We start from the raw sequence: 24952 nt of genomic DNA on the forward strand, positions 1-24952 counted from the left end.
TGTGGGTATTACCCATGTGAGAGTAGGGTGCCGCCAGACTTTTAAATTAGAGCGAAAGCCCAGCAGAGATGCTGGGCTTTTTTGCTATTTGTCGTTTAGATTGTGTAAATAATTTGGCATAATCATTTATTTGTTTGTGATTTTCTATATCATAAAATGTAATATCAAACATCAAGTGTTGTAGGAACGAGATGAATTCACTAATCGCCTTTAATAAACCATTTAATGTCATTACACAGTTTTCGTTTCATGAAAAATATCAAACATTAAAAAATTTTATACCATTACCACAATTTTACCCTGCTGGTCGGCTTGATACTGACAGTGAAGGATTACTATTACTCACCAATGACGGTAAATTACAAGCTAAAATAAGTTCCCCGAAATTCAAATTACCTAAAACATATTGGGTACAAGTAGAAGGTGAGATTAACCAAAATGCGATTGAAGCATTAAAGCGGGGTGTTCAATTAAAAGAGTTTCATACCGCACCAGCAATTGTTTCGGCGCTGGCTGAGCCGACACAATTATGGCCAAGGGTGCCGCCGATTAGAGAACGCAAAACGATACCGACCTCATGGGTAAGTATCACAATAACCGAAGGCAAAAATCGACAAGTTCGCCGAATGTGTGCCGCTGTCGGTTTCCCTTGTTTAAGGCTCGTGCGTGTACAAATTGGCAAATATAATCTCTTTACTCATCAATTGTCACAAGGTGAGTGGTGTTCAATTAGTCTCAATGATCTTTAATTACAATTAATCGTCTAATATGGGTTGATATTCTATTCTTTCCTTTAAATTTTAAAGGATCAAATTGATCAATAATATTATTTTCTCTGATTGAATACATTGGGCTTTATTCTAAAATAAGATAAAATGATCGTTAATATGATCATAGGATAATTTATTTATGGCAGAACAAAAAAAAGAAGGCTTTTTTTCACGCTTAAAAAAAGGTCTTTTTAAAACTAAACAAAATATTGGATCGGGTTTTCTTAATTTATTTAAAGGAAAAAAGATCGACGATGCGTTATTTGAAGAGCTTGAAGAGCAGCTTATTATTGCCGATGTAGGCTTTGATACAACACAAAAATTAATCAGTTCATTAACTCAACAAGCCTCACGCAAAGAACTAAAAGACGCTGATGCACTACATGAGCTTTTAAAGCAAGAAATGAAATCTATTTTAAGTGGTGTAGATAAACCTCTTGAAATAGAAAGCCACAAGCCTTTTGTTATATTAATGGTTGGCGTAAATGGTGTAGGAAAAACAACCACCATAGGCAAATTAGCTCGTCAATTTCAGCAACAAGGTAAGTCCGTTATGTTAGCTGCCGGCGATACATTCCGTGCTGCTGCCGTTGAACAGCTACAAGTGTGGGGAGAGCGCAATAATATCCCGGTTATCGCCCAACATATCAATGCGGATTCGGCTTCAGTTATTTTTGATGCTATGCAAGCAGCTAAAGCCAAAAACATTGATGTACTTATTGCTGACACAGCAGGACGTTTACAAAATAAATCTCATTTAATGGATGAACTCAAAAAGATTGTTCGAGTAATGAAAAAACAAGACGAAACTGCCCCGCATGAAATCATGTTAACGATAGATGCCGGTACCGGGCAAAATGCCATTAGCCAAACCAAACTATTTAATGAAGCAGTTGGTGTGACCGGTATGACATTAACCAAATTAGATGGTACCGCTAAAGGTGGGATTATTTTTAGTATTGCCGATCAATTTAATATCCCTATCCGTTATATAGGCGTTGGTGAGAAGATCGAAGATTTACGACCTTTTGTCGCTGACGATTTTATCAATGCACTGTTTGATGAAACAGATGAATAGAGAGAAACCATGATCCAATTTCAGCGAGTAAGTAAAGTTTATTCCGGTGGAAAACCCGCACTACAAAATATAAATTTTACTTTATATTCTGGTGAAATGGCATTTTTAACCGGACATTCTGGCGCCGGTAAAAGCACTTTAATGCGATTAATTTGCGGTTTAGAAAAAGCAAATGACGGTAAAGTGCTCCTTAATGGTATTGATGTCTCAAGTTTAAAAAAACAAGATGTACCATTTTTACGCCGAACAATTGGCATGATCTTTCAAGATCACCAATTGCTGATGGATCATACTGTTTACGATAATGTGGCTATTCCATTAATCATTCTAGGCAAACCTGCTGAAGAGATCAAAAGACGAGTTTCCGCCGCTCTCGATAAAGTCGGATTGTTAGATAAAATGAAATTTTATCCTATACAACTATCCGGCGGAGAACAACAACGGGTCGGGATTGCTCGTGCGATTGTTAATCGCCCAAATGTCTTACTTGCCGATGAACCGACCGGTAATTTGGATGATAAATTATCAAAAGATATTTTGACATTGTTTGAAGAATTTAATCAAGCTGGCGTCACAGTGCTAATGGCAACACATAATATGTCACTTATTCGCCGTAAACATCATCGCATATTAAATTTGAATCAAGGACGTTTAGAGGTTAAAAGTTGATGATTAATGCAAAAGTCAAACCTGCTAAACCAAAAGCAAAAAATGAAAATAGCTTTTTCGCACGTTGGAAAAGGCAAATTGCCTATGCCTGGAAAAATGTATTTAATGATTTCAGACAACATATTTTTGCCTCGTTGCTCACTATTTTTGTGATCGCAATTTCAATTGCATTACCGACAATTGGATATATATTGTGGAAAAATGCAAATCAAGCGGCACAGCAATGGAACCCAACGCCTAATTTAACTGTCTATATCAATAAATCATTAACACCGGAAAAAACGACTGATTTACTCGATAAACTCAAAACTTATACCGAGTTTGAAAGTGTCAACTATCTGTCAGCGGAGCAGGCACGTGAAGAGTTTAAAAAATGGTCTGGATTTGACAGTGCTTTAGATTTATTAGATGAGAACCCATTACCGGCAGTAGCCATTTTACTGCCACAAAAAGAAGCCAAACAGACAACTAAACTTCATCAATTACAGGCGGAAATATCGAAAATTGAAGGTGTTGATGATGTACAACTCGATGATAGTTGGTTTACCAGACTTATCGCATTGACAGATATGGTAAAATCCATAGTATGGACAGTAGCAATCTTAATGGTTATTGCCGTTTCTTTAGTTATCGGCAATAGCATTCGATTAAATATTTTTGCCCGTAGGCAAACTATTGTTGTTATGCAATTAATTGGCGCAACAGAAGGATTTATTTTAAGACCATTTTTATATAGTGGCATCTTTATTGGTCTAATAAGTGCTATTTTAGCCTTAATTTTATCGAAAATATTTATACTTCAAATAGATTCAATCATATTGCATGTTGCAGATGTATTTGGAACAATAGTGACAATAAATGGACTTTCATGGGATGAAAGTATATTGATTGTTTTATTTTCGATGATAATTGGTTGGCTATCAGCTTTAATTGCGACTAAAAAATATTTAAAAGTGATGCATATTGCTTAATTAAATTAAATAAATATTATTAGTGCTATCAAGATATAAATATATTATAAAAAATGTGAACTAAATCACGTTTTGATGGTCTAATTAAATAGTAAGATTTTAAATTGTTGTTATTTAAAAAGGCAACAAAATAGCTTAATTAAAAGGGGGAATTAAATGAGTACTGATTTAAAAATGCAAGTAGGTGCTTTAATCCCACAAGGAAATATTGAATCATATCTTCGCATGATTAACACCTATCCGATGCTAACCGCAGAAGAAGAAAAATCATTAGGTGAAAGACTTTATTATCATGACGATGTGGACGCAGCAAGACAATTAATTTTGTCACACTTACGTTTTGTTGCGCATATAGCCCGTGGTTATTCCGGTTATGGATTACCGCAAGCAGATTTAATACAAGAAGGTAATATTGGATTAATGAAAGCTGTTCGTCGTTTCAATCCTGAAATGGGCGTTCGCTTAGTTTCATTTGCGGTACACTGGATAAAAGCTGAAATTCATGAATACGTATTAAAAAATTGGCGTATTGTTAAAGTAGCAACAACTAAAGCACAACGAAAATTATTCTTCAACCTAAGAAAAAACAAACAACGTTTAGGTTGGTTTAATAATGCTGAAGTTGATATGGTTGCTGATGAATTAGGTGTGAGTCGTAAAGACGTACTTGAAATGGAATCTCGCATGTCAGCGCAAGATATGTCATTTGATATTGATAGTGATGACGATGATAATTCAATTGTTGCTCCGGCGCTTTATTTAGAAGATGTTAATTCTGATTTTTCTAAATCAATTGAAAATGATAATTGGGAAAATGACGCAACGGATAAATTACATGATGCATTATCACAATTGGATGAACGTAGCCAAGATATCATCAAAGCACGTTGGTTAGATTCTGATGATAGCAAATCAACATTGCAAGTTTTGGCTGATAAATATAGTGTTTCGGCTGAACGTATACGTCAACTAGAAAAAAATGCAATGAAAAAACTACGTGTAGCCATTGAAGCATAATTAAATTGTGATTATTAACTTTTTAAACCTTACTGATAAAACAGTAAGGTTTTTTTATGCCCCAAATCCACAATGAATGTATTAGGGTGATTTATTATCGTTTTATTTTAATGTTTTATTGTTTTTTATTGTGCTTGTTTTATACTGTATTTCCTAAGTTAAATAATAAGGAAATAAAAATGAATACAGCTATAACCAAAAAACAATCACGATTAAACCAATACTGTCAATATATGGCAATTTTAATCCTGCTCCCTATTGTATGCATGCTTATTGGTACGGCGTCGCCAATGCTGTTTTACTTTTTTGGTACGAATAATATCGGGTTGGAATCCAATGGATATTCATTTTTCATTTTTACAGCAATCGATGATAGCTTCGATGTACTAAGCTTAACCTTCTGGCAAGCTGCCTTAGCAACACTTATTGATACCGGCAGAATTATTATTTTAATTTATGCTTTTAATCAACTACGATTAATGCTGGTTAATTTTGCGCAAGCGGACTATTTTTCCGTTAAATCAACAAACTACTGTTATAACTTTGGTAAATTTTTGGTGATTTGGGCGGTATTGGGGGTACTTTCAGAACCGGTAATAATGGCAATATTAAGTTACAATCAGCCTGAGCGTTATTTTTCAATATCGTTCACGAGCGAAGATTTTATGACACTGCTATTAGCAATCAGTATTATGCTAGTTGGTCAGATCTTAAAAAAAGCCAGTCAGATCGCTGAAGAAAATAGACAGTTTATCTAAATATAGCATATAAATAATAACGTTGAGTACGATACAATGACGTTAACCTAGAAACCGATTTAATAGGATTTTAATGTGGCAATTATTATAAATTTAGATGTAATGCTGGCTAAACGCAAAGTTAAATCCAAAGACTTAGCAGCCGCAATCGGCATTACTGAACAAAATTTATCATTACTAAAGCAAGGTAAAGTAAAAGGATTCAGACTGGCAACCCTCGAGGCAATCTGTAAACACTTAGATTGCCAACCGGGCGATATACTGGAATATACTGATAAAGAGTAAATGATTAACTTATTGCAAGTAAGGCGGCTTCTTCTGCATGCAATAAAGCGGTATCAAACAATGGCGTCAGGCAATCTGTCTGTTGGATTAACAAGCCAATTTCAGTGCAACCCAGTATAACGCCTTGTGCGCCTTGCTTTACAAGTTTATCAATAATATCAAGATAAGCTTGTTTAGCGCTTGGCTTAATGATGCCATGGCAAAGCTCATCATAAATAATTTGATTGATGATTATTCTATCTTGCTCATCGGGAATCAGTACTTTTAAACCTTTATTAGTCAGTTTTGATTTATAAAAGTCTTGTTCCATCGTATATTTTGTTCCTAGCAAAGCAACCGTTTGAATATTGCCTTTGATTAATTGCTGTGCCGTAACATCAGCAATATGGAGAATGGGAATATCAATGGCAGCTTGAATCTGATCTGCGACTTTATGCATCGTATTGGTACAAATCACGATAAAATCTGCCCCAGCTAATGCTAGTCTTTTGGCGGCATCAATTAAAATAAGCGCACTTTTATCCCACTCACCATTGGACTGACAATGTTCAATTTCTTGAAAGTCGACACTATATAAAAGCGTCTTGGCTGAATGTAATCCTCCTAATGATTTTCCTACCATTTGATTGATCACTTGATAATAAGTCACTGTGCTTTCCCAGCTCATCCCGCCGATTAAACCTATTGTTTTCATTTTATCCATTTCCTAAACGTATTAAGCGAACTGTGTGATTAAAATTATGTTGAAGAGATTAAATTTGTTTAATGTTAAGGTATTTTGGTAAATAAACCAAAGCGTCTTGTAACAATCTTTTAAACTTAAAAAACTTATATAACATAGTATATAAATCTTTTGATGCTATAATCGATATTAGTAGAATATAAGGAAAAAGCAATAATGCGAAAGCTGTTATCCAGTTATCATCCCTTACTTTATTGGTTAAGAGTAAATCAGCGTCGCTTGTTTCGTCGATTTTCCTGGTATTGTTCTTCACGTCAATATAGCTTAAAACGTAGTCATGATTTACGTTTACCTTTTCGCTATAAAAAACATACCTCTAAATTAATACGTCGATTGGGTAACAGCGATATTCAGCTTCAATACAATAAAGTCAAAAACCTAAAAATTGCAGTTGATTCGTTAAATGGAATCTTAATTAAACCTGGTGAATATTTTTCATTTTGCCGATTAGTCGGAAAACCAACTAAGAAGCGAGGATTTGTCAATGGAATGGAACTTACATTTGGCGTAGCTCGTTCAGGTATTGGCGGTGGTATATGTCAGGTTAGTAATCTGATTCATTGGTTAGCTCTCCATTCAGAGCTCCAAATAGTCGAACGAGCAAATCATAGCTTTGATCCTTTTCCTGATGATGGTCGGGTGTTACCTTTTGGTTCAGGTGCCGCTATTTTTTATAATTATATTGATCTTATTATTCATAATCCTACCGATAAAACATTTCAAATTATGCTTCATGTTGGCGATCACCAACTAGAGGGAGAACTATTATGTGATGAAGAAAGACAATACAGCTATCGTGTTTATGAAAAGCAGCATGCCTTTATTAAAAGGCAAGGTGTTATCTATAGAAAAAATGATAATCTGGAGAGACACCATGACCAAAAACAATATCGGTCGCGCCCCTGCATGTATTTGTTCTAAAATGATGTATAAAAATAAAATAATTGTGAAATACAAAGTGAATGGAGAATTGATAACAAATGAAGAAAACGAGTAAATATCTATTATTAATGCCAATAATGTGTTTAGTTTTATCTTTTTCATGTTTTGCAGATCCCAAAGTGATTCATGTCGTTGTTGCATTATGTGATAATAAGTATCAAGGCATTGCACCAGTTCCGGCTGCAATCGGTAATGGTCAAGATCCAAAAAATAATCTTTATTGGGGCGCCGCCTATGGCTTTAAAACCTTTTTTAGTAAACAAAAAGAGTGGCAAGTAGTACAAGTCAATAAACCTGAAAAGGGTTATATATTAGAAGAGATTATCTATAAGCATCAAAGCAAAGATGTTTATATCGTTGCGCAAGCCTATGACGGTAAATATATTGATAATACGATTGATGATTTTATTAATTACTCGGCAGGCAAAAAACAATCAACTTTTACCATAAATAACAAAGAAATAATCGCGGGTGGTAAAGCTGATTTAGTTGTATACATCGGTCACAATGGTTTAATGGAATGGTCTTGGCGTAAATTCTTTGGTTATGAAACGAGTTGGGCGGCAAACTCAAAACAAGAGCAAGAAAAGCAAAAAACACGCTATGCGGCCGTTTTTGCTTGTAAAAGTCAAAAATATTTTTCTAAACCGTTATTAGGTACTGGTATTTCGCCATTGATTTTAACCATGCAGTATATGGCCCCGGAAGCATATAGCGTGCACGCCATGATTAATAGTTGGTTAAATGGTGAAAGCAAAGCAAACGTCAGATCAAAAGTGGCTAGCGCTTACAGTAAGTATCAAAAGTTAAAAAAACCGGCTATGAGCATGTTTACAACCGAATATAAACAATAGTAAATTAATTAAACCTGTATGATTAGAATGATAAAGATTTAAGGTATGATGAAAACACCTAAAATTGTGATTTTAACCGGTGCGGGTATTTCTGCTGAATCCGGGTTATCGACATTCCGAGCACAAAATGGATTGTGGGAAGGGTATGATGTTAACGATGTTGCAACCTACGAGGGTTATAGTCGCGATCCCATTGCGGTTCACAGCTTCTATAATATGCTAAGAAAAAAATTACAAAGCCCTGAGATAAAACCAAACTTAGCGCATTTTGCTTTAGCTCAGCTGGAATATAAGCTTGGCAGTGAAAATGTGTTAGTTGTGACACAAAATGTTGATAACCTTCATGAGCGGGCGGGTTCTAAAAATATTATCCACATGCATGGTGAATTATTGAAAGTTCGCAATGAACAAACCGGACAAATCATTGATTGTCATCAGGATGTGGATTATGTAAAAAATAAGCTTATTCGCCCACACATAGTATGGTTTGGTGAAATCCCATTAGAGATGAATAAAATTTATCATGCGCTTTCACAAGCTGACTATTTTATTTCGATTGGTACATCGGGCAATGTCTACCCGGCAGCGGGTTTTGTAGAGGTTGCTAATCAATCGGGGGCAAAAACTGTTGAGCTCAATTTAGAGCCGAGTTTGGGTGAAAGTTTATTTCAAACCAAAATTTACGGCCCTGCAAGTAAAATTGTGCCTGAATTTGTAGAAACATTAAGCGCAATCGATAATTAATTAAGTTTCTTCAAATATGTTTTCGTATCTAAATTTTCCATTTGGCCTAGGATCCATTTTGCTTTTTTTTGTGTAAGGATATTAGGCTTAACTGGACTCCATTTTCTAGGATTAGGTAAAATTGCAGCCAGTAAACTAGCTTGCTCTTTGGTTAATTGCTTTGCACTGACACCAAAGTAGTGGCGGGAGGCTGCCTCAATACCAAAAATACCTTCTCCCCATTCGATACTATTTAAATAGATTTCAAGGGTGCGTTTTTTTGACCAACTTAGCTCAATACAAAGCGTAATCCAAGACTCAACGCCTTTACGCACGAAGCTACGTGCAGACCACAAAAATACATTCTTAGCCACTTGCTGGGTAATGGTACTACCGCCACGCTTTTTATTATTCTTTAAATTATGTTTAACTGCATGAACTATGGCACGAAAATCAAATCCCCAATGAGAAGAAAATTTTTGATCCTCGGCGGCAATAACCGCAATTTTTATATTATCGGAAATTTCATCCCAATCTTTCCATTCATGTTCTTGCTGAACATTCCAATTAGCTAATTTTCTTTCGACCATAATCATTGAGCCAAACGGATCGACCCAACGCATGACTAAAACAAGAAAGAAAGATAACAGCATAAATCCAAGGGTGACTTTTATCGTGATGCGTAATAGTTTTTTTAGTATTCGATTCATGCAAATCTTTAATAGGAACTGAGTAAAAATTAGGTAAATAAGATACGATATATTAAGAATTAAATAAATATTTTTTTAAAAATTGGACAATTTGCTCGGGCTGATTGATATCTAATAGTGGCAAAGCCATTTTTACAGGCTGATCACTGGCAACAGCGATAGTAAATTCATCGATATAAAAAGGTTTATTGTTTGCTTGCCTATGACAGACAATCTTCGGGATTTTTTCATCTTTAAACCCTTCAACTAAAATCACATCAACGTTATCAAAACGCTCAATGAGATTGGATAAGCTGGCTGGCTCATTAGGGGTTTCTTCAATAAAAGCGTATCGATTATCGCAAGCAACAATCGTTTGCAAAGCGCCTGCTTTTCGTAACTCATAACTATCTTTACCGGCAATATCCACTTCGATATCGTGGTGGGCATGTTTTAAGCTACCAACTTTTATCCCTTGTTTAACTAATAACGCGATAATCTTTTTTAATAACGTGGTTTTACCACTACCGCTGTAGCCTGTGATCGCCACTATTTTTCGATTGTTCATAGACTCTTTGTTCAAGCATGTTATATTAAAAGTAAGATTAATATTACATCATTTTATGATGTTGGATGAATAAAAAAGGTAATGATATGTATGATTTTTTGAATGATTATAACCAAACTGTGCACCCACGTTTACTGCAACGTTTTCTTGATATTACCAACCAAAAATTAAGCGGTTATGGTTTAGATGCTTGTAGTTATCAAGCGAGAGAGACCATTCAAAAAAAACTCAAATCACCTAATGCTGATATTCATTTTATGCCGGGTGGGACGCTGACCAATTTAACGGTTATCTCTCATCTATTACGGCCTTATCAAGCGGTAATTGCAACCCAAACCGGCCATATTAATGTTCACGAAACAGGTGCCATTGAGGCGACCGGACACAAAGTATTAACGGTCAAAAGTTCGAATGGCAAATTGACCCCAGAACTCATTAAACCGATATTAGCGCAGCACAGTGATGAACATATGGTGCAACCAAAGTTAGTCTATATCTCTAATTCAACAGAGTTAGGTACCATATATACTAAGCAAGAGCTCAAAGAGCTTTATCAATTTTGTCAAAAAAATCATCTATATCTCTATTTAGACGGCGCACGATTAGCCATGGCCTTAGCCGCTAAAGAAAACGATATCACTTTTCCCGATTTAGCTAAATACACTGACGTATTTTATATCGGTGGTACCAAAGTCGGTGCTTTTGCTGGTGAAGCGGTGGTATTTAATAATTTAACCATTAATCAAGATTTCCGTTTTAGCATGAAACAAAAAGGCGCAATTTTAGCTAAAAGTTGGATTGTTGCCGTACAACTCGATACATTAATGACTGATAATCTCTATCTTGAGCTTGGCAAACATGGTAACCAAATGGCTGAAAAATTAGTCAATCTATTTGAAGAGGCCGGATTCACCTTTATGGCAAAACCACAAACCAATCAACTTTTTGTCAATTTTCCTAACGCAATAGCCAAAAAAATTGTTAACCATTATGCGGTCGATAATTTAGGCCAGACAGATAGCGATCATATCGGCTTACGTTTTTGTACATCATGGGCAACGCAAGACAACGAGATCGAAGCGTTTGCTAAACAGATTAAAAAATGGCTGTAACGGCAAAGTGTGTGATAAAAGATTAAATTATTGCGTATTGTGACTAGCTACTGCTTTTTTGGTTAAGGCTTTCAAGCATTTCAGGGGTATTAACGTTGATAAAACTGGTTGGCTTATCACTAAAATCGACAGCTTGCGCTTTGATGCTACTTAAAAATAACATCAATTTTCGCTCGCCTTGCGCTAAATAAGTTTTCAGTTGTGGCGTAATACTACGATGTATTAATAAGATAGTGGGGTGGCTATGTTGGCCATCAAACGGATAAATCGCATGATGAGTTGGGGTATAAATGGCTAAACGTGCGATTAAATCATTGGGTAAAAAAGGGGTATCGCAACTAACAAATAAGTTCCACGGTGTAGTGCTACGCAATAAGCCGCTATATATGCCCGAAAGTGGACCCAAATAGCCCTTATGATCATCGCTAAAAGTCGGGTAGCCTGCTTTTTGGTATTGATCGCAATGACGATTACAGTTGATCATAATATTACTCACTTGCGGTTTGATATGGTCAATAACATGTTGAAAAAGCGGTTTATTGTTCAACATCATTAAACCTTTATCTTCGCCATGCATCCGCAAGCTTTGACCACCTGCTAAGATTATTGCTGTAATAGGCAGATTTTCCATAAATTATTTCTCTTTAACATTGCGAAAAATCAAAATAACATTACTATATAGCAATGTTAATCTAGTCGTAAAATACAAAATAAAATAAATAATTCAATAATGACAGGTTTTATGGGCGAATAATTATTATTGAGTATATACTAAGCTGTTTTTAAGCTGTAGTTGCAAATCAATTAAATAATGACAATAAACCTGATGAAATATGGATATTTTAAATAAAATTCACATCATCATCTTCAATTTGATTGAAGACTTAAAAAGGTATCAATTATGAAATGTCATCGTATCGATGAAGTAATGGAGTTATTACAAGCAGCGTGGGAAAAAGATTCTGATCTCAATTTATTACAATTTTTGGCTAAACTTGGTCAAGAAGCTGGTTTTGAAGGTGAATTAAAGGATCTGAGTGATGAAGTCTTAATTTATCATCTTAAAATGCGAGACGCTGATAAAAATGAAGCCATTCCCGGGTTAAAAAAAGATTATGAAGATGATTTTAAAACCGCACTACTAAAAGCGCGCGGATTAATTAAAGAATAATTAAAGGAGAATTAACACCATGAAAAAAACGCTTATTGCCATTGGAGTACTAGCTTACAGTATGAGTTGCTTTGCTGAGTCAGTACCCGCCAATACTACTTCTGAAAGCCAACAAGCAACATCGGTATCGACACCGGCTGAAGAGTCAATTACTAAAGGTATTCAATATGGCGTTTTACCGACTAGTCCCTCACCGGATAAAGAAGTCGTTGAGTTCTTTTCGTTTAACTGCCCTAGTTGTCGGGTATTTGAAAATGACTACCATGGTGCTCAATTAATCGCAAAAACGTTGCCGAAAGATGTTAATTTTAAACGTTACCATTTAAATAATTTTGGTCCACTAGCGAAAGAGTTATCTGAAGCATGGGCGGTTGCCAATGTACTTGGCATTGAAGATAAAGTTGAAGACGTTTTTTATAAAGCGATGCAAACAGATAAGAAAATCAAAACAGCGGAAGATATCAAGACCGTATTTGCTGATTTAGGTGTTGATGCTCAAACTTATGATAAAACCAAAGATAGTTTTTTAGTTAAAACTTTTTTATCCCAACAAGCTGACGCTATTAATGAATTACAACCGGGTTCGATACCGCTGGTTGTGGTAAATCGAAAATTCTTTGTCAACTCGAGTGGATTGAATAAAGACAGTAACGAAGCATTTATTAACGACTATGCTAAAGTAACGGCTTTTTTAACGACGTTAGATCCGCATAATGTAAAAAATGAAGAAGAAAAGCCGATAGAATAATTGCCTTGCTGAGTTAAATCACTGATCAAGGTTATCTTTTTTAGCGATAAATAGCTTAACATCATTTATATCCCTTTACTTAGTGCTAACATTAAGTAAAGGGATTTTTCTAGGCGAACTATTCACGTTCTAAAGCGTAAATAGGATCAAGTTTTGCCGCTCGTTTAGCCGGGAAATAGCCAAAAATAACGCCAATGACGCTTGAACAGCTAAATGCAGCAATAATAGAAGCAATAGAAAAACTCATTGCAAATGAAGTCACGAAATAGTTAAAAATAAAACCAATTACAAACGACAATAAGATCCCTAAAGCGCCACCAATTAGGCAAACTAATACTGCCTCAATTAAAAATTGTTGCAAAATATCACTTGAGCGAGCACCGACAGCCATTCTTACCCCAATTTCACGGGTTCTTTCTGTTACAGACACCAACATAATATTCATCACACCAATTCCACCAACCACTAACGAAATTAAAGCAATGGTTGAAATTAAAAGTGTTAACACCCAGGCTGACGAATTGACGGTTTCCCGTATGCTATCTGAATTGAAAATAAAGAAATCTTTACTACCATGCCGTTGTAACATAATGTTTTCGATAGCTTTTTCGGCAATTGATAAATCAACATTATCATTTACACGAACGGTAATACTCTTTAAAGACGTTTGACCGACCATACGATTAATAACGGTGGTATAAGGGAGCCAAATATTTAAACTTTCGTTATTGCCAAAACCTTGTTGCTGTTTGGTAGCAACCCCGATGATCCTAACCGGCAATTGTCCGACAATTAAAATTTTGCCAATCGGGTCTTGATTGGTAAATAGTCGTTTAACGGTATTTTCATCAATCACGGCATCTTGCGCAGAGGTATCCACGCTCTGCTTATCGAAAGCAATCCCTTTGCTGATAGTGTAGCCTCGCACCGCAAAAAACTGCTCTCCAACACCATTTACCGTTCCGGTCACGGCCAAATTATTGATACGAAAATAGGCACTTGTTGCTAAATTCGGTGTGGTGCTATGCACAAAACTTTGTTTTGCCAAAAAGTCAGCATCGGCAGATCTGAGCGTAGTAATTTTGTCAGCATTACGATCACCAAATCCACTTCCGGCATAAATTTCTAACGTGCTGGTGCCTAACGAGTTGATATTGGCTAAAATCTTTTGTTTGGTACCTTGCCCTAATGCCACCATAGAAACAACTGAAGCAATACCAATGATAATGCCGAGCATGGTGAGAAAAGTTCGTAAGCGTTGTGATGCCATAGAAAGTAACGCCATTTTAAATGCATCACGAAAACGATAGTATTTGGCACGTAGATTGTCTTGCGTTTTGGTAATTTCGATCTGTTTTACCTGACGATGACTCCCTTGTTCGGTTTGATAATTAGGATTAATCGCATCGGAAATAATATTGCCGTCACTAATTTCAATAATACGTTCGGCGCTTTGAGCAATATTGTTATCGTGAGTGACAATAATTACCGTATGACCTTGTTGATGAAGTTCACGTAAAATGGCCATTACTTCCGTGCCACTTTTACGGTCTAATGCACCGGTTGGCTCATCGGCCAGAATAATTTGCCCGCCATTAATTAAAGCCCGCCCAATACTGACACGTTGTTGCTGACCGCCGGATAATTGGTTAGGTTTGTTATTGATTTTTTCCGCCAGACCTAAACGAGTTAAAATATCTTTAGCGCGAGTTTGGCGCTGATCTGCTGTCATGCCAGCGTAGATTGCCGGAATTTCAACATTGCCTTGTGCGGTTAAGGCGTTTAATAGATGATATCGCTGAAAAATAAAGCCAAAATGTTCCCGTCGTAATTCGGCTAACTCATCGGGTGATAGTTTGCTGGTGGTGCGATTGCCAATGGTATAGGTACCACTGGTTGGCTTATCTAAACAACCCAGAATATTCATTAATGTTGATTTACCGGAGCCGGACGCACCAATAATCGCCACCATTTCACCGGCATTAATGGTTAAATCAATCCCTTTTAACACCTCAATTGTTGAATCGCCAGCCGGGAATTGCCGAGTGATCTTCTCCAGTTTAATAAGCGGATTAGGATAATTAGTCATATTAGAATTTTATCCTTGGTGATCGCCCGTTAGGACTAAATTGCGAGCCATTGGTACTACTCACTATCACAATCTCACCCTCTTTAAGTCCGGATTGAATTTCGACACTCACATTATTATTTATCCCTAAAGTGACTTGTCGCTCTTCAACAGTGTTATCGCTATTTAGCAGGTAAACAATCGCTTTATTGTCTGCTAAAGTCTGTACAATGGCTTGAGACGGAATTGATAGCACATCTTTCGCTTCAGCCAGTACAATGTAGACTTGCGCTGTCATCGAAATGCGTAAAATATGTTCGGGATTATCAACATCAAATAGCCCATTGTAGTAAATTGCCGTTTTTGATGATGAAGATGAAGCGCTTGTAGCTAAAGAACTCTCACTATTGATTGATTCGGGCGCCGGTTGAATGGCTCTTAATGTTAGCCCGTCAAACCGCTTATTGGGTTGCCCTAAAATAGTAAAATAAACCGGCATTCCTTTTTTAACATTAATGACATCGGCCTCTGAAATTTGCGCTTCGATCGTCATTTTATCCAGTTGAGCGACTTTAACAATGGTTGGCGCACTTTGTACTGAGTTGACGGTTTGTCCTTCATCAACCGGAATGGCGACGATAACGCCGTCAATTGGTGAGCGGATTTTGGTATAACCTAAGTTGACTTTAGCGGTATCAACGGCGACTTGCGCACTAACAATATCGGCATCAAGTGCAGCAATATCGGCTTTAATTGCATCGAGATCGGCTTTTGACGAATCTAAATCAGCCTGTGCACCCACCCCTTTTTTCACCAACTTAAGTTGGCGCTCATAAGTAAGCTGATAATTGACTAATTTGGCTTGCTTTGATGTGCGCTGCGCTTCTAAACTATTTAGCTTTGCTTCAGATTGTTTAAGATCATTGCTCTGTTTAAGATCATCAATCTCAGCTATCATATCGCCTTGCTTAATCTCATCACCTAATTCCACATACAGCTTTTTTATCTGCCCTGAAACTTGAGCACCTACGCTGACTTGTTTGAAAGCGCTGATAGTGCCGTCGGCAAGTACGGTTTTTTCGACGTTTCCTTTAATAACCGGGGAAGTAATGTAGTTAACGGTGGATTGCGAAGGGGAAAGGATTAATTTTGCAACATAAATAACGACAAAAACGATGATCGCTATTAATAGGTATTTCAGTTTAATGTACTTTAACAATCTGTTTCATCCTTAAATTTTGTTATATTTTTTAACATTGTATCGTATTAAATTATTTGGTTTGGCTAACTAACGATAATTATTTGTAATAATTATGAAAATTACCGATATCACATCTATCTAAAAAAGCATGCTAAAAACACATTAGTTTATCGCCTTTTAGGCGGATTAAAAATAGAAAGATGTACTTGAATTTATAGAAAAAAAGCCATTAATCAAGTAATATGTAGCCGCTAAGCTTAAATTATCCATATCATTAGATAAAATAGTATATTGAAAGATTTCTTTTAAAGTCCGATTTTGAATGTTTATTATACTGTTTTTAAAGAAAAAATTAACAGTACTGCGGTGAAAAATCGTACCTTTATGTGGAGTAGAACAAATGTCATCTCAAAAACAGCAATCCACTTTAGATAATGCCCTAACGTTGCTCGAAATTATTAGCCATTATTCTTCGGGGATTTCGCTGGCAGAAATTGTTAAACTCAGTCGAATGGCAAAAACCACGGTATTTAGAATCTTAGATATATTAAAAAAAAGACAGTACTTGAGTTATGACGTTGCCACAGAAAAATATTTTTTAGATGTCAAAGCCTTTCAATTAGGTGTTAAAGGATTAATGAATATCTCTTTAGTTGGGGTATCGATTCCTTTTTTAAAAAAGCTGGCTGCAATACTCAACGAAACCTGTTTTTTAGCGGTTTATCATGACGGCAGTGTGATTTATTTATACAAAGCTGAAGGTGAGCTGGCGGTTAAAACTAACTCCCATATTGGTAGCCGAATGCCGGTATACTGCACCGGTTTAGGAAAAGCATTATTAGCCTATCAACCATTAGTTGAAATTAACAAGGTGTTAAGCCGCCCATTGGTTCAATTCACCAGTAAAACGGTTGTTGATCGTGAAGCCATACACAACAGTTTAGCTAAAGTGTGCATCGACGGTTACTCAATGGATGATGAAGAAGTAGAAGAGGGATTAACCTGCATTGCTGTTCCAATCTTTATTAAACAAAATAAGGTAGTTGGAGCAATTAGCGTTGCCGGCTCTTCTTTTCGAATAATCCAGAAAAAGGCAATGATTATTCATGAACTGAAAAATATTGCCGCATCGATATCCGTTGAATTAAAGAAGAAAAATTAACTTACGGCTATAGAGTAAATTTATAGCTACCCTATATTGTAAAGGCTTATTATCATGACCCAAAAAGAGACAACTTCAGCAATTGATAAAGCCATTGCTGTGTTAGATGTGATTAGTGATTGCGCAGCAGGTGTCACCATTAACCAAATGATTGGCGCAACAAAACTCAATAAAATGATAATAAAAAAGATTTTAAAAACCTTACTTGATAGAGAGTATGTGTTTTATGATGCCAAATCAGAAAAGTACACTTTAGGTTTTAAATCGTTAGAGTTAGGCATATCAAGTTTAGTCAATGTTAATATTGTTGATGTGGTTATCCCTTTTGTAAAATCACTATCGAACACCATTAATGAGACCTGTTTTTTAGGCGTTTACAATAGTGGAAATGTGGTTTATTTATATAAAAGCGAAGGGAATAACGCCATTCATACCAGCTCAAATTTAGGGCATATGCGACCAGCATACTGCACCGGCTTAGGTCGTATATTACTTGCTCACCAATCGGCCGAAGAAATTGACCGTATTTTACATTCCCCTTTACCGCAATATACTGCAAAAACTATCACTGACCCCAATAAACTCAATCAACTATTAACTACAGTTCGGCAGGAAAATATCGCTTACGATTGGGAAGAGGTTGAAGAGGGGTTAGTCTGCGTTGCATCCGGTATTTTCAATTATAGTAACGATGTGGTGGCGGCATTAAGTATTGCAGGCCCTAGTCATCGCATGCAAAATCAGATAGAAAAGTGTGCCGGTTTATTGCAAGAGACAACTAACGCAATTTCCCGTCGATTAGGCTATATACCCTCATCATCATAAACATAGGGTGATGAGGATATGATGCGCATCATTGGTTATTTGGCATTAATGTTAAATGACGCATGGCACAAGAAGGGATAATTGCGCCACGGTGCTGAATCACTTCGCCAGCCAGATCGTGCCCTTGCTTAATCGCCGCTTGAATCGATCCGCCCGTCAGCCTGACAGATAAGTAGCCGGCACTAAACGAATCTCCAGCCGCTGTGGTATCCACAATATTTTGTTGAGCAATCACATTAGCCGGCAACTCGACTCGCTCCTTATCGGTGACGACAATACAACTTTCGCTGCCCCGTTTAATAATGATTTCACTGATGCCGAGTTTTTGACTGCGCAAAATACTGTCTTGATAATCATTATCTCCCCAAAGCAGGGTTTCATCATCTTGAGTTAAAAATGCGATATCGGTATAAGACAAGATTTTTGAATAGACGTTTTTTGCATACTCTTGAGTGCGCCATAGTCGAGGGCGATAGTTATTATCAAAAATCACTTTACCGCCATTGGCTTTAAAGCTTTCTAAAAGCTCGATCAGCCTGTCGATGCTATGCTCATCAAGAATCGCAATACTGATGCCACTTAAATAGATATAATCAAAGGTGGCAATTTGCTGGCAAATCGAGGCGGTTTGCGCTGTTTTAAGCCAGAATCTTGCTGCTGCATCATTGCGCCAATAATAGAATGAACGCTCGCCACAATCATCGGTCACAATGGCATATAAACCCGGCATTTTATTATCGATTTGTTGGATAAGCTGAGTGTGGATCCGCTCTTGTTGCCATTGCTGTAACATCTCTTGACTAAAAGGATCGCTGCCTAGTGCTGTCACATAGTGAATATTGGCTTGATTATTCGCCAACAACCGGGCTAGATAAGTTGCCGTATTTAAAGTATCCCCGCCAAAACTTCTGTTGGTTACGTCGCCTTTAATCGACAGTTCAATCATACATTCGCCAATTACGGCTATATTTATTGTCATCATGTGTCCTTATTTGTTACCTTTGAAATACACCAAATCTTTATTTGGTTCGGTGATATTTCTTCAATAAATAACCGATTAATCGATTGCGACTTTTACCACCACTTTACGGATTATTTCTGCCTTGCCGGCCACAATACACAGTGGTTTATGCACTTCATGCGGATAGAAGATAACAAAGTCATTCGGTTGCAGTACAAATAGCGTCTCTTCATTTGGTGCTTTAACAAAGGCGATATCCCCGTTAACTAACCGGTCTTCGATCACCTCAGTATGGGGCGGAAGTGTTGATACTGCCATGCCTTCCTGACCGGATAACACAATTTGAATATCAATATATTTTGCATGATACTCGTATTGCCCGACTTCTTGCGTGCGTGATAGTGTTTCAGACACCATATAAAAAACATTATCCTCATCGATTACGTAGCGACCGTTATCGGTCTTATCGTTCACCTGTTGTTGAACTGTCTCAATGGCTTGTCTTAGTTTTTCAGGTAAATAAGGCACTAACTCAAGATGTTCAATATTGCCAATAATCATAAAATCCTCCTTAAATACTGAATTATTGGTAAAAAAGTGAGCCAATAATTCAGATAAAATATATTCAATCCGATTGACTTATCGACCTAACCAACCACCGTCAACGGCCAAGGTAAATCCATTAATATAATCAGAAGCTGAAGATGATAAAAACACCGCTGCGCCGCCCAAATCCTGCGGATCGCCCCAGCGCCCAGCGGGGATACGTTCTAAGATTTGACGATTACGGGTTTCATCATTCATTAATGCAGTATTCATTTCAGTGGCAATATAACCCGGTGCAATACAGTTAATGGTGATCCCTTTTGATGCCCACTCATTGGATAACGATTTAGAAAAGCCGGACACCGCCGACTTCGCTGCGGTATAAGCCGGGATAGTGAATCCCCCTTGAAAGGCGAGTAACGAGGCAATATTGACAATTTTACCGTAGCCTCGTTCTAACATATGTCGGCCAACTTGTTGGCACATAAAAAATACCGCATTCATATTGATATCAATCACAAGATCCCAATCCGCTTTAGGGAAGGTCGCAGCAGGGTGACGCCGTTGAATGCCGGCATTATTGATCAATATATCAATATGTTGATATTTTTCGATAATGGTTGAAATCAAGCTTTGATATTGTTCAAAGTTTGCCAAATCAAAAATAAACGTTTCACACGATACTTGATAGCTTTTTATTTCTTGTTCAGTTTGTTCATCACGGCAAACATCAATAATAATAATATTTGCCCCGGCGTTGGCCAAACTAAGCGCTAACGATTTTCCAATACCACGAGAAGCACCGGTTACAATGGCATTTTTGCCTGTTAAATCAAAGGGATTTTTATTTTTCATCATCATATTCCTTAATTAATTTTGCGTAATTAATCACTAAATTTAAACAGTGTTTTAATCACATTTTCGCCCACTAATGCATTAGCAAAACCTGCTTTGGCTTGTTCCGGAGGCAATATAGTTAATAGTTTTTTATAGGGGAAACCTTTATTTATCAAGGCAATCGCTGTATCAAAATCTCTTGCCTGATAAACTCGAGTCCCGATAATATTCAGTTCTTTAAATTCGATATCGAGTAACTTAAATTCGGTCGGTTTTTTATAAGAGCCGACAATCTCGATAGTACCTTGCACTTTAACCAGATCGGTTAATTGCAAAGCAACTTGAGGATGTGCTGCGCAGTCATAAACAATGTCAGCACCAACATTATGGGTAAGGTTTAACACCGTTTTTAACACATCTTCTTGTTTGGGATTAATCACGGTAAAACCAAGCTCTTTGGCTAAATTAATGCGAAAATCATTCGTTTCAATGACAATCACTTGTTTAGCGCCAGCGTGTTGTAAAACGCTTGCCACACAAAACCCAATAGTACCGGCACCAAACACCACAACCGAATCACCGATTTTAAATGGCGTTCTTGACACCGCATGAATACCGACCGCCAGTGGCTCGACAAATGCTCCTAAATCCATGGGCATATCATCGGGCAAGACATGCACTTTCCGTCGATCGACTTTAACATACTCAGCCATACCGCCAGCGGTATCAATGCCATAAAGTTTTAGTGTTTGGCAAACATGACTGTTTCCGGATTGACAAGGGCTACACTGACCGCAGGAGATCAGCGGACGGACGCAGACTTTGGTACCGGTCGGCAGCTGATCATCACCGTCAACAATGTAACCGGAAAACTCATGCCCCATAACTAATGGCGCTTTGGCTCTTGGATGAACACCCAGATAAATATTTAAATCCGATCCACAAATGCCGGCATGGCTCACTTTGATTAAAACTTCATTGTCGTTCAAAACCGGCTTGTCAATTTGTTCACAAACCACTTCATTTGGGCTTTTATATATGATTGCTTTCATGTTTATATCCTTTCTGCGCTAAAATTTTATCGATTTAAACAATACAAAGGCTGCTCACCTTTCGCCAATCGAATCGCCTCTTGAGCGGCTTTGCGTTTTAGATCTTGCTGTGATTGCTCTGAATACCAGGCAGCGTGCGGGGTCGCGATAAAGTTATCGAGTGCAAATAGTGCCCTATCAGTCGGTGGCTCTTGCTCAAACACATCGAGTGCAGCACCGGCAATAGTGTTTGTCACTAAAGCTTGATAAAGCGCTTGTTCATTGACAATGCCGCCTCGTGCAGTGTTAACGAGATAGCAATTTTTTTTCATCATCGAAAACGCTTGATGACTAATCAAGTTTTGGGTCTGTTTAACCAGAGGCACATTGAGCGAAATAATATCCGATTGGCTTAACAGCGTCTGTAAGCTGACAATTTCAATAAAATCAGGCAGATCTTCTTGTTTTGCTAACGGATCAAAACCGATCACCTTCAAACCTATACCATGCAATTTTTTCGCTAACGATAAACCTATTCGACCTAAGCCAATAATACCGGCGGTCTGTTCTTGTAAGCGGTAAATAGGTATCGCTTTTTCATAAGCCCAAATTGCATTTTTGGTGTCACTGGTGAGTAAAGGCAATTTTCTGGCTAAGGCCATAATCAGAGCCAAAGCATGATCAGCAACCTCATTGGTGCCATAATCCGGCACATTACAAACGGCAACATTATTTTGGGTTGCTGACTGTATATCAATGGTATTCACCCCTACGCCATAACGGACAACGCCTTTTAATTTTTTTAACGAACTTAAAACCTTATCTGAAATGGTGGCATATTGTAAAATCAGCGCATCAGCATCCTGACAATCTCGAACAATATCATCGGGTTGAGTAATGTTAAGTATCTCAAAATCGATTCCCTGCTCGGCAAAAATGGCTTTTTCTATCGCCATTGATTCATGATCACAATCTGTTATATAAATCTTCATTTGTTTACCTCAATTAAAACGGAATAGCATTCCGAAATAATATTAATTAAGAAATTTAAAGAATGATATTTCATTTATTTAATAATGTGATCGTCATCACAGAATATTTAAACGCTAAGTTAATAAAAAGATTAATAAAATCCAGACTATATTTATGATTTTTATATGACTTTTACAGTCGAATTAACTCGTTATCTCCTTTTATTTAATTGTCCGTAATCGGTTATTTTCTGTTGCCATTATTTTGCCTTACTGGATCGTTTTTAGAAAATCAATATTAAAATATTATTGATATTCATGTGCTTAATTTTTATTTGGTGATGTTTATCACAAAATGGCGAATCAAAATTGATTTTATTTTGGTTATTTTATATGTTCAAAAAAGGAATGATATTCCGAATATTTTATATTTGCTTTGGCTGTATGCCGGAAAAGACAAATTAATATATTTAAATCATATGGTTATTTTTCTTGAGGAATGGATGATGAAAATAAAAAAATTTATAGATCGCGTACCCGGTGGATTAATGCTGATCCCACTGTTTCTTGGTGCATTATGTAATACCTTTTTTCCCGGCGGGGGCAAATATTTAGGATCATTTACCAATGGCTTAATCTCCGGAACGGTACCTATTTTGGCTGTTTGGTTTTTCTGTATGGGCGCATCGATAGAGCTGAAAGCGACCGGCATGATGTTAAGAAAATCCGGCGTTTTAGTGGTGACCAAAATTGCCACAGCCTGGGTCGTTGCGCTGATTGCCGGCACATTCTGGACCAATGGTTATATGGTAGAAGGGGGCATCTTTGCCGGTTTTTCAATTATTGCCTTAGTTGCTTCAATGGATATGACTAATGGCGGATTATATGCCGCACTGATGAATCAATATGGCACCAAAGAAGAAGCCGGCGCTTTTGTTCTTATGTCTCTTGAGTCAGGGCCTTTAATGACAATGGTGATTTTAGGGACATCTGGCGTGGCTTCATTCGAGCCTAGACTATTTATCGGGGCGGTGTTGCCATTTTTAATTGGCTTTTTATTAGGCAATTTGGATTCCGATCTACGCAAATTATTTGGTAGTGCTGTGCAAACTCTCATTCCGTTTTTTGCCTTTGCGCTAGGTAATAGCATCAAACTGCAAGTTATTTTTGAGACAGGCTTAGCCGGTATTTTATTAGGATTATTAGTGATAGTGATAACCGGCGTGCCGCTTATCTTAGCCGACAAATTCTTAGGTAAAGGTAATGGTACCGCCGGGGTGGCGGCCTCGAGTTCGGCCGGGGCTGCGGTTGCCACACCGTTATTAATTGCCGAAATGGTACCGGAATTTGCCCCGGTAGCATCCGCTGCTACCGCTATGGTTGCCACCAGTGTGATTGTGACATCGGTTGTTGTGCCAATTATTACGTCAATTTGGGCTAAAAAGTTTGGAATAAGCGAGAGTAAACAAACTATTGATACCGATTTGCTTACGTCAGCAAAAAATGAATAGAAAACAGAAAATCAATTGATAAAGGAGATCAAGAATGAAAAAAATATTAACAATGGTATTATTGCTGGTGCTATCTGTCAGTCAAAGTTTTGCTGCAACACCTAATCAAACCACTGTCGAACAAACCGTTGAAAGCTTGCGCTTAGCTATGTTAAATGCCGATAAAGCACAGTTAGAACAGCTTGCTTCAACCAATTTAAGCTATGGTCATTCCAATGCAATGGTTGAAAACAAGGCCGAATTTGTCGATGCGATTGTCAGCGGTCGATCAGGATTTACCACCCTTGCTTTTCAAGATCAGTCTATCATCACTGACGGTGATACAGCGATTGTACGCCATACTTTTGTTGCCGACACCAATAATAGCGGCACAATCGGTAAGGTGAAAATTGGTGTGATGTTAGTGTTTAAAAACGCCGATGGCGAGTGGAAACTTTTAGCCCGTCAAGCTTATAAACTTCCACAGTAAAGCTTAACGGTCGGTTTTTTTTATTTAATGCGTTGCTGATTGTGAATGATGAAAACAATCAGCAACGTAAATTTTTTTATAGTGTTAAAAAAATTTTCTTTCCTTTTTTATACTTAAACGTGGGTGTTTTCTGAAAGTTTTTGGCAAGGGTTTGTGTTTTTTGCTTAAACATCTATATTTTCTGAAAGTTTTTGACAAGGTTTTTACTTTTATTAAAAGTTACATTTTTTTGATCCGCTGGTTTCGGACGCTGTTAATTGATTGATATTTTCA

26 protein-coding genes and 2 pseudogenes are annotated in these 24952 nt (G+C 37.2%); 17 read left to right on the top strand and 11 right to left on the bottom strand.

Annotation, left to right across the window (positions count from 1 at the left end; translation table 11 throughout):
- Positions 1–191 precede the first annotated feature (191 nt).
- The 7 genes and pseudogenes from J3U42_RS11605 (at position 192) to J3U42_RS11635 (ending at position 5548) form a co-directional block, all read left to right on the top strand.
- The gene (locus J3U42_RS11605) at positions 192–749 is read left to right on the top strand and encodes a pseudouridine synthase (RefSeq protein WP_267336528.1); all 558 of its coding nucleotides are present in this window, start codon (positions 192–194) and stop codon (positions 747–749) included.
- A 175-nt stretch (positions 750–924) separates the two neighbouring features.
- Positions 925–1848 (top strand): annotated as a pseudogene (gene ftsY, locus J3U42_RS11610) (signal recognition particle-docking protein FtsY); the annotation flags it as partial.
- Between the two features lie 9 nt (positions 1849–1857).
- A complete protein-coding gene (ftsE, locus tag J3U42_RS11615) occupies positions 1858–2517 on the top strand; it encodes a cell division ATP-binding protein FtsE (RefSeq protein ID WP_220218508.1) in 660 nt (219 codons plus the stop codon).
- Complete coding sequence (gene ftsX / locus J3U42_RS11620; protein ID WP_370634029.1) at positions 2514–3488, top strand: permease-like cell division protein FtsX; 975 nt, start codon at positions 2514–2516, stop codon at positions 3486–3488. The genes ftsE and ftsX overlap by 4 nt, the downstream gene beginning before the upstream one ends.
- A gap of 156 nt (positions 3489–3644) precedes the next feature.
- Positions 3645–4505, top strand: a complete 861-nt coding sequence (gene rpoH, locus J3U42_RS11625; protein WP_220218510.1) for an RNA polymerase sigma factor RpoH — start codon at positions 3645–3647, stop codon at positions 4503–4505.
- A gap of 179 nt (positions 4506–4684) precedes the next feature.
- Positions 4685–5263: a hypothetical protein gene (locus J3U42_RS11630; RefSeq protein WP_267336529.1), complete on the top strand. Its 579-nt coding sequence runs from the start codon at positions 4685–4687 to the stop codon at positions 5261–5263.
- Positions 5264–5338: 75 nt separating this feature from the next.
- On the top strand, positions 5339–5548 hold the full coding sequence (locus J3U42_RS11635) for a helix-turn-helix domain-containing protein (RefSeq protein WP_065733542.1): 210 nt from the start codon (positions 5339–5341) through the stop codon (positions 5546–5548).
- Positions 5549–5552: 4 nt separating this feature from the next.
- On the opposite strand, the gene J3U42_RS11640 is transcribed toward J3U42_RS11635, so the two are convergent.
- Positions 5553–6242, bottom strand: a complete 690-nt coding sequence (locus J3U42_RS11640; protein WP_267336530.1) for an aspartate/glutamate racemase family protein — start codon at positions 6240–6242, stop codon at positions 5553–5555.
- A 204-nt stretch (positions 6243–6446) separates the two neighbouring features.
- Here J3U42_RS11640 and J3U42_RS11645 point away from each other — a divergent pair.
- The 3 genes and pseudogenes from J3U42_RS11645 (at position 6447) to cobB (ending at position 8830) form a co-directional block, all read left to right on the top strand.
- A pseudogene (locus tag J3U42_RS11645) lies at positions 6447–7287 on the top strand (VanW family protein).
- Positions 7271–8086 (top strand): hypothetical protein, encoded by an 816-nt coding sequence (locus tag J3U42_RS11650; protein WP_220218515.1) that lies wholly within the window; start codon positions 7271–7273, stop codon positions 8084–8086. Before J3U42_RS11645 ends, J3U42_RS11650 begins: the two are co-directional and overlap by 17 nt.
- A gap of 48 nt (positions 8087–8134) precedes the next feature.
- Positions 8135–8830, top strand: a complete 696-nt coding sequence (gene cobB / locus J3U42_RS11655) for a Sir2 family NAD+-dependent deacetylase (RefSeq protein WP_416380462.1) — start codon at positions 8135–8137, stop codon at positions 8828–8830.
- Here the strand turns inward: cobB and mtgA are convergent.
- Both mtgA and mobB read right to left on the bottom strand, forming a co-directional pair.
- Entirely contained in the window at positions 8827–9510 is a 684-nt protein-coding gene (gene mtgA, locus J3U42_RS11660) for a monofunctional biosynthetic peptidoglycan transglycosylase (RefSeq protein ID WP_416380463.1), read from the bottom strand. The two genes, cobB and mtgA, sit on opposite strands and share 4 nt — an antisense overlap.
- Positions 9511–9571: 61 nt before the next feature.
- Positions 9572–10066, bottom strand: a complete 495-nt coding sequence (gene mobB / locus J3U42_RS11665; protein WP_267336534.1) for a molybdopterin-guanine dinucleotide biosynthesis protein B — start codon at positions 10064–10066, stop codon at positions 9572–9574.
- A gap of 86 nt (positions 10067–10152) precedes the next feature.
- Between mobB and J3U42_RS11670 the strand changes: the two genes are divergently transcribed.
- Complete coding sequence (locus tag J3U42_RS11670; protein ID WP_416380464.1) at positions 10153–11178, top strand: threonine aldolase family protein; 1026 nt, start codon at positions 10153–10155, stop codon at positions 11176–11178.
- Positions 11179–11221: 43 nt separating this feature from the next.
- Here the strand turns inward: J3U42_RS11670 and mobA are convergent, their stop codons facing one another.
- Entirely contained in the window at positions 11222–11809 is a 588-nt protein-coding gene (gene mobA, locus J3U42_RS11675; RefSeq protein WP_267336536.1) for a molybdenum cofactor guanylyltransferase MobA, read from the bottom strand.
- Between the two features lie 270 nt (positions 11810–12079).
- Here mobA and J3U42_RS11680 point away from each other — a divergent pair, with 270 nt between their 5' ends.
- Both J3U42_RS11680 and J3U42_RS11685 read left to right on the top strand, forming a co-directional pair.
- Positions 12080–12349 (top strand): YihD family protein, encoded by a 270-nt coding sequence (locus J3U42_RS11680; protein ID WP_220218521.1) that lies wholly within the window; start codon positions 12080–12082, stop codon positions 12347–12349.
- A 19-nt stretch (positions 12350–12368) separates the two neighbouring features.
- A complete protein-coding gene (locus tag J3U42_RS11685; protein WP_267336537.1) occupies positions 12369–13097 on the top strand; it encodes a DsbA family protein in 729 nt (242 codons plus the stop codon).
- 118 nt (positions 13098–13215) lie between these two features.
- Here J3U42_RS11685 and J3U42_RS11690 read toward each other — a convergent pair whose 3' ends face one another.
- Positions 13216–15186, bottom strand: a complete 1971-nt coding sequence (locus J3U42_RS11690; RefSeq protein WP_267336538.1) for a MacB family efflux pump subunit — start codon at positions 15184–15186, stop codon at positions 13216–13218.
- A 1-nt stretch (position 15187) separates the two neighbouring features.
- Positions 15188–16384: an efflux RND transporter periplasmic adaptor subunit gene (locus J3U42_RS11695; protein ID WP_220218524.1), complete on the bottom strand. Its 1197-nt coding sequence runs from the start codon at positions 16382–16384 to the stop codon at positions 15188–15190.
- A gap of 382 nt (positions 16385–16766) precedes the next feature.
- On the opposite strand from J3U42_RS11695, the gene J3U42_RS11700 reads away from it, so the two are divergent.
- On the top strand, positions 16767–17528 hold the full coding sequence (locus J3U42_RS11700; RefSeq protein ID WP_267336539.1) for an IclR family transcriptional regulator: 762 nt from the start codon (positions 16767–16769) through the stop codon (positions 17526–17528).
- Positions 17529–17582: 54 nt separating this feature from the next.
- Positions 17583–18353: an IclR family transcriptional regulator gene (locus J3U42_RS11705; RefSeq protein WP_267336540.1), complete on the top strand. Its 771-nt coding sequence runs from the start codon at positions 17583–17585 to the stop codon at positions 18351–18353.
- A gap of 28 nt (positions 18354–18381) precedes the next feature.
- Here J3U42_RS11705 and J3U42_RS11710 read toward each other — a convergent pair whose 3' ends face one another.
- From J3U42_RS11710 to J3U42_RS11730, 5 genes are all read right to left on the bottom strand, one after another.
- A complete protein-coding gene (locus tag J3U42_RS11710) occupies positions 18382–19335 on the bottom strand; it encodes a sugar kinase (RefSeq protein WP_267336541.1) in 954 nt (317 codons plus the stop codon).
- A 75-nt stretch (positions 19336–19410) separates the two neighbouring features.
- Complete coding sequence (locus J3U42_RS11715) at positions 19411–19875, bottom strand: YhcH/YjgK/YiaL family protein (RefSeq protein ID WP_267336542.1); 465 nt, start codon at positions 19873–19875, stop codon at positions 19411–19413.
- Positions 19876–19953: 78 nt separating this feature from the next.
- Positions 19954–20715: an SDR family oxidoreductase gene (locus J3U42_RS11720; RefSeq protein WP_220218529.1), complete on the bottom strand. Its 762-nt coding sequence runs from the start codon at positions 20713–20715 to the stop codon at positions 19954–19956.
- 29 nt (positions 20716–20744) lie between these two features.
- Positions 20745–21749 (bottom strand): zinc-dependent alcohol dehydrogenase, encoded by a 1005-nt coding sequence (locus J3U42_RS11725; RefSeq protein ID WP_267336543.1) that lies wholly within the window; start codon positions 21747–21749, stop codon positions 20745–20747.
- A gap of 26 nt (positions 21750–21775) precedes the next feature.
- The gene (locus J3U42_RS11730; protein ID WP_267336544.1) at positions 21776–22720 is read right to left on the bottom strand and encodes a C-terminal binding protein; all 945 of its coding nucleotides are present in this window, start codon (positions 22718–22720) and stop codon (positions 21776–21778) included.
- Between the two features lie 485 nt (positions 22721–23205).
- On the opposite strand from J3U42_RS11730, the gene kdgT reads away from it, so the two are divergent.
- Both kdgT and J3U42_RS11740 read left to right on the top strand, forming a co-directional pair.
- The gene (gene kdgT, locus J3U42_RS11735) at positions 23206–24210 is read left to right on the top strand and encodes a 2-keto-3-deoxygluconate transporter (protein WP_267336545.1); all 1005 of its coding nucleotides are present in this window, start codon (positions 23206–23208) and stop codon (positions 24208–24210) included.
- Between the two features lie 34 nt (positions 24211–24244).
- Complete coding sequence (locus J3U42_RS11740) at positions 24245–24679, top strand: nuclear transport factor 2 family protein (protein WP_267336546.1); 435 nt, start codon at positions 24245–24247, stop codon at positions 24677–24679.
- Positions 24680–24952 lie beyond the last annotated feature (273 nt).

Origin of the sequence: Gilliamella sp. B2923 (genome assembly GCF_026536565.1) — a bacterium.
Classification (GTDB): domain Bacteria; phylum Pseudomonadota; class Gammaproteobacteria; order Enterobacterales; family Orbaceae; genus Gilliamella.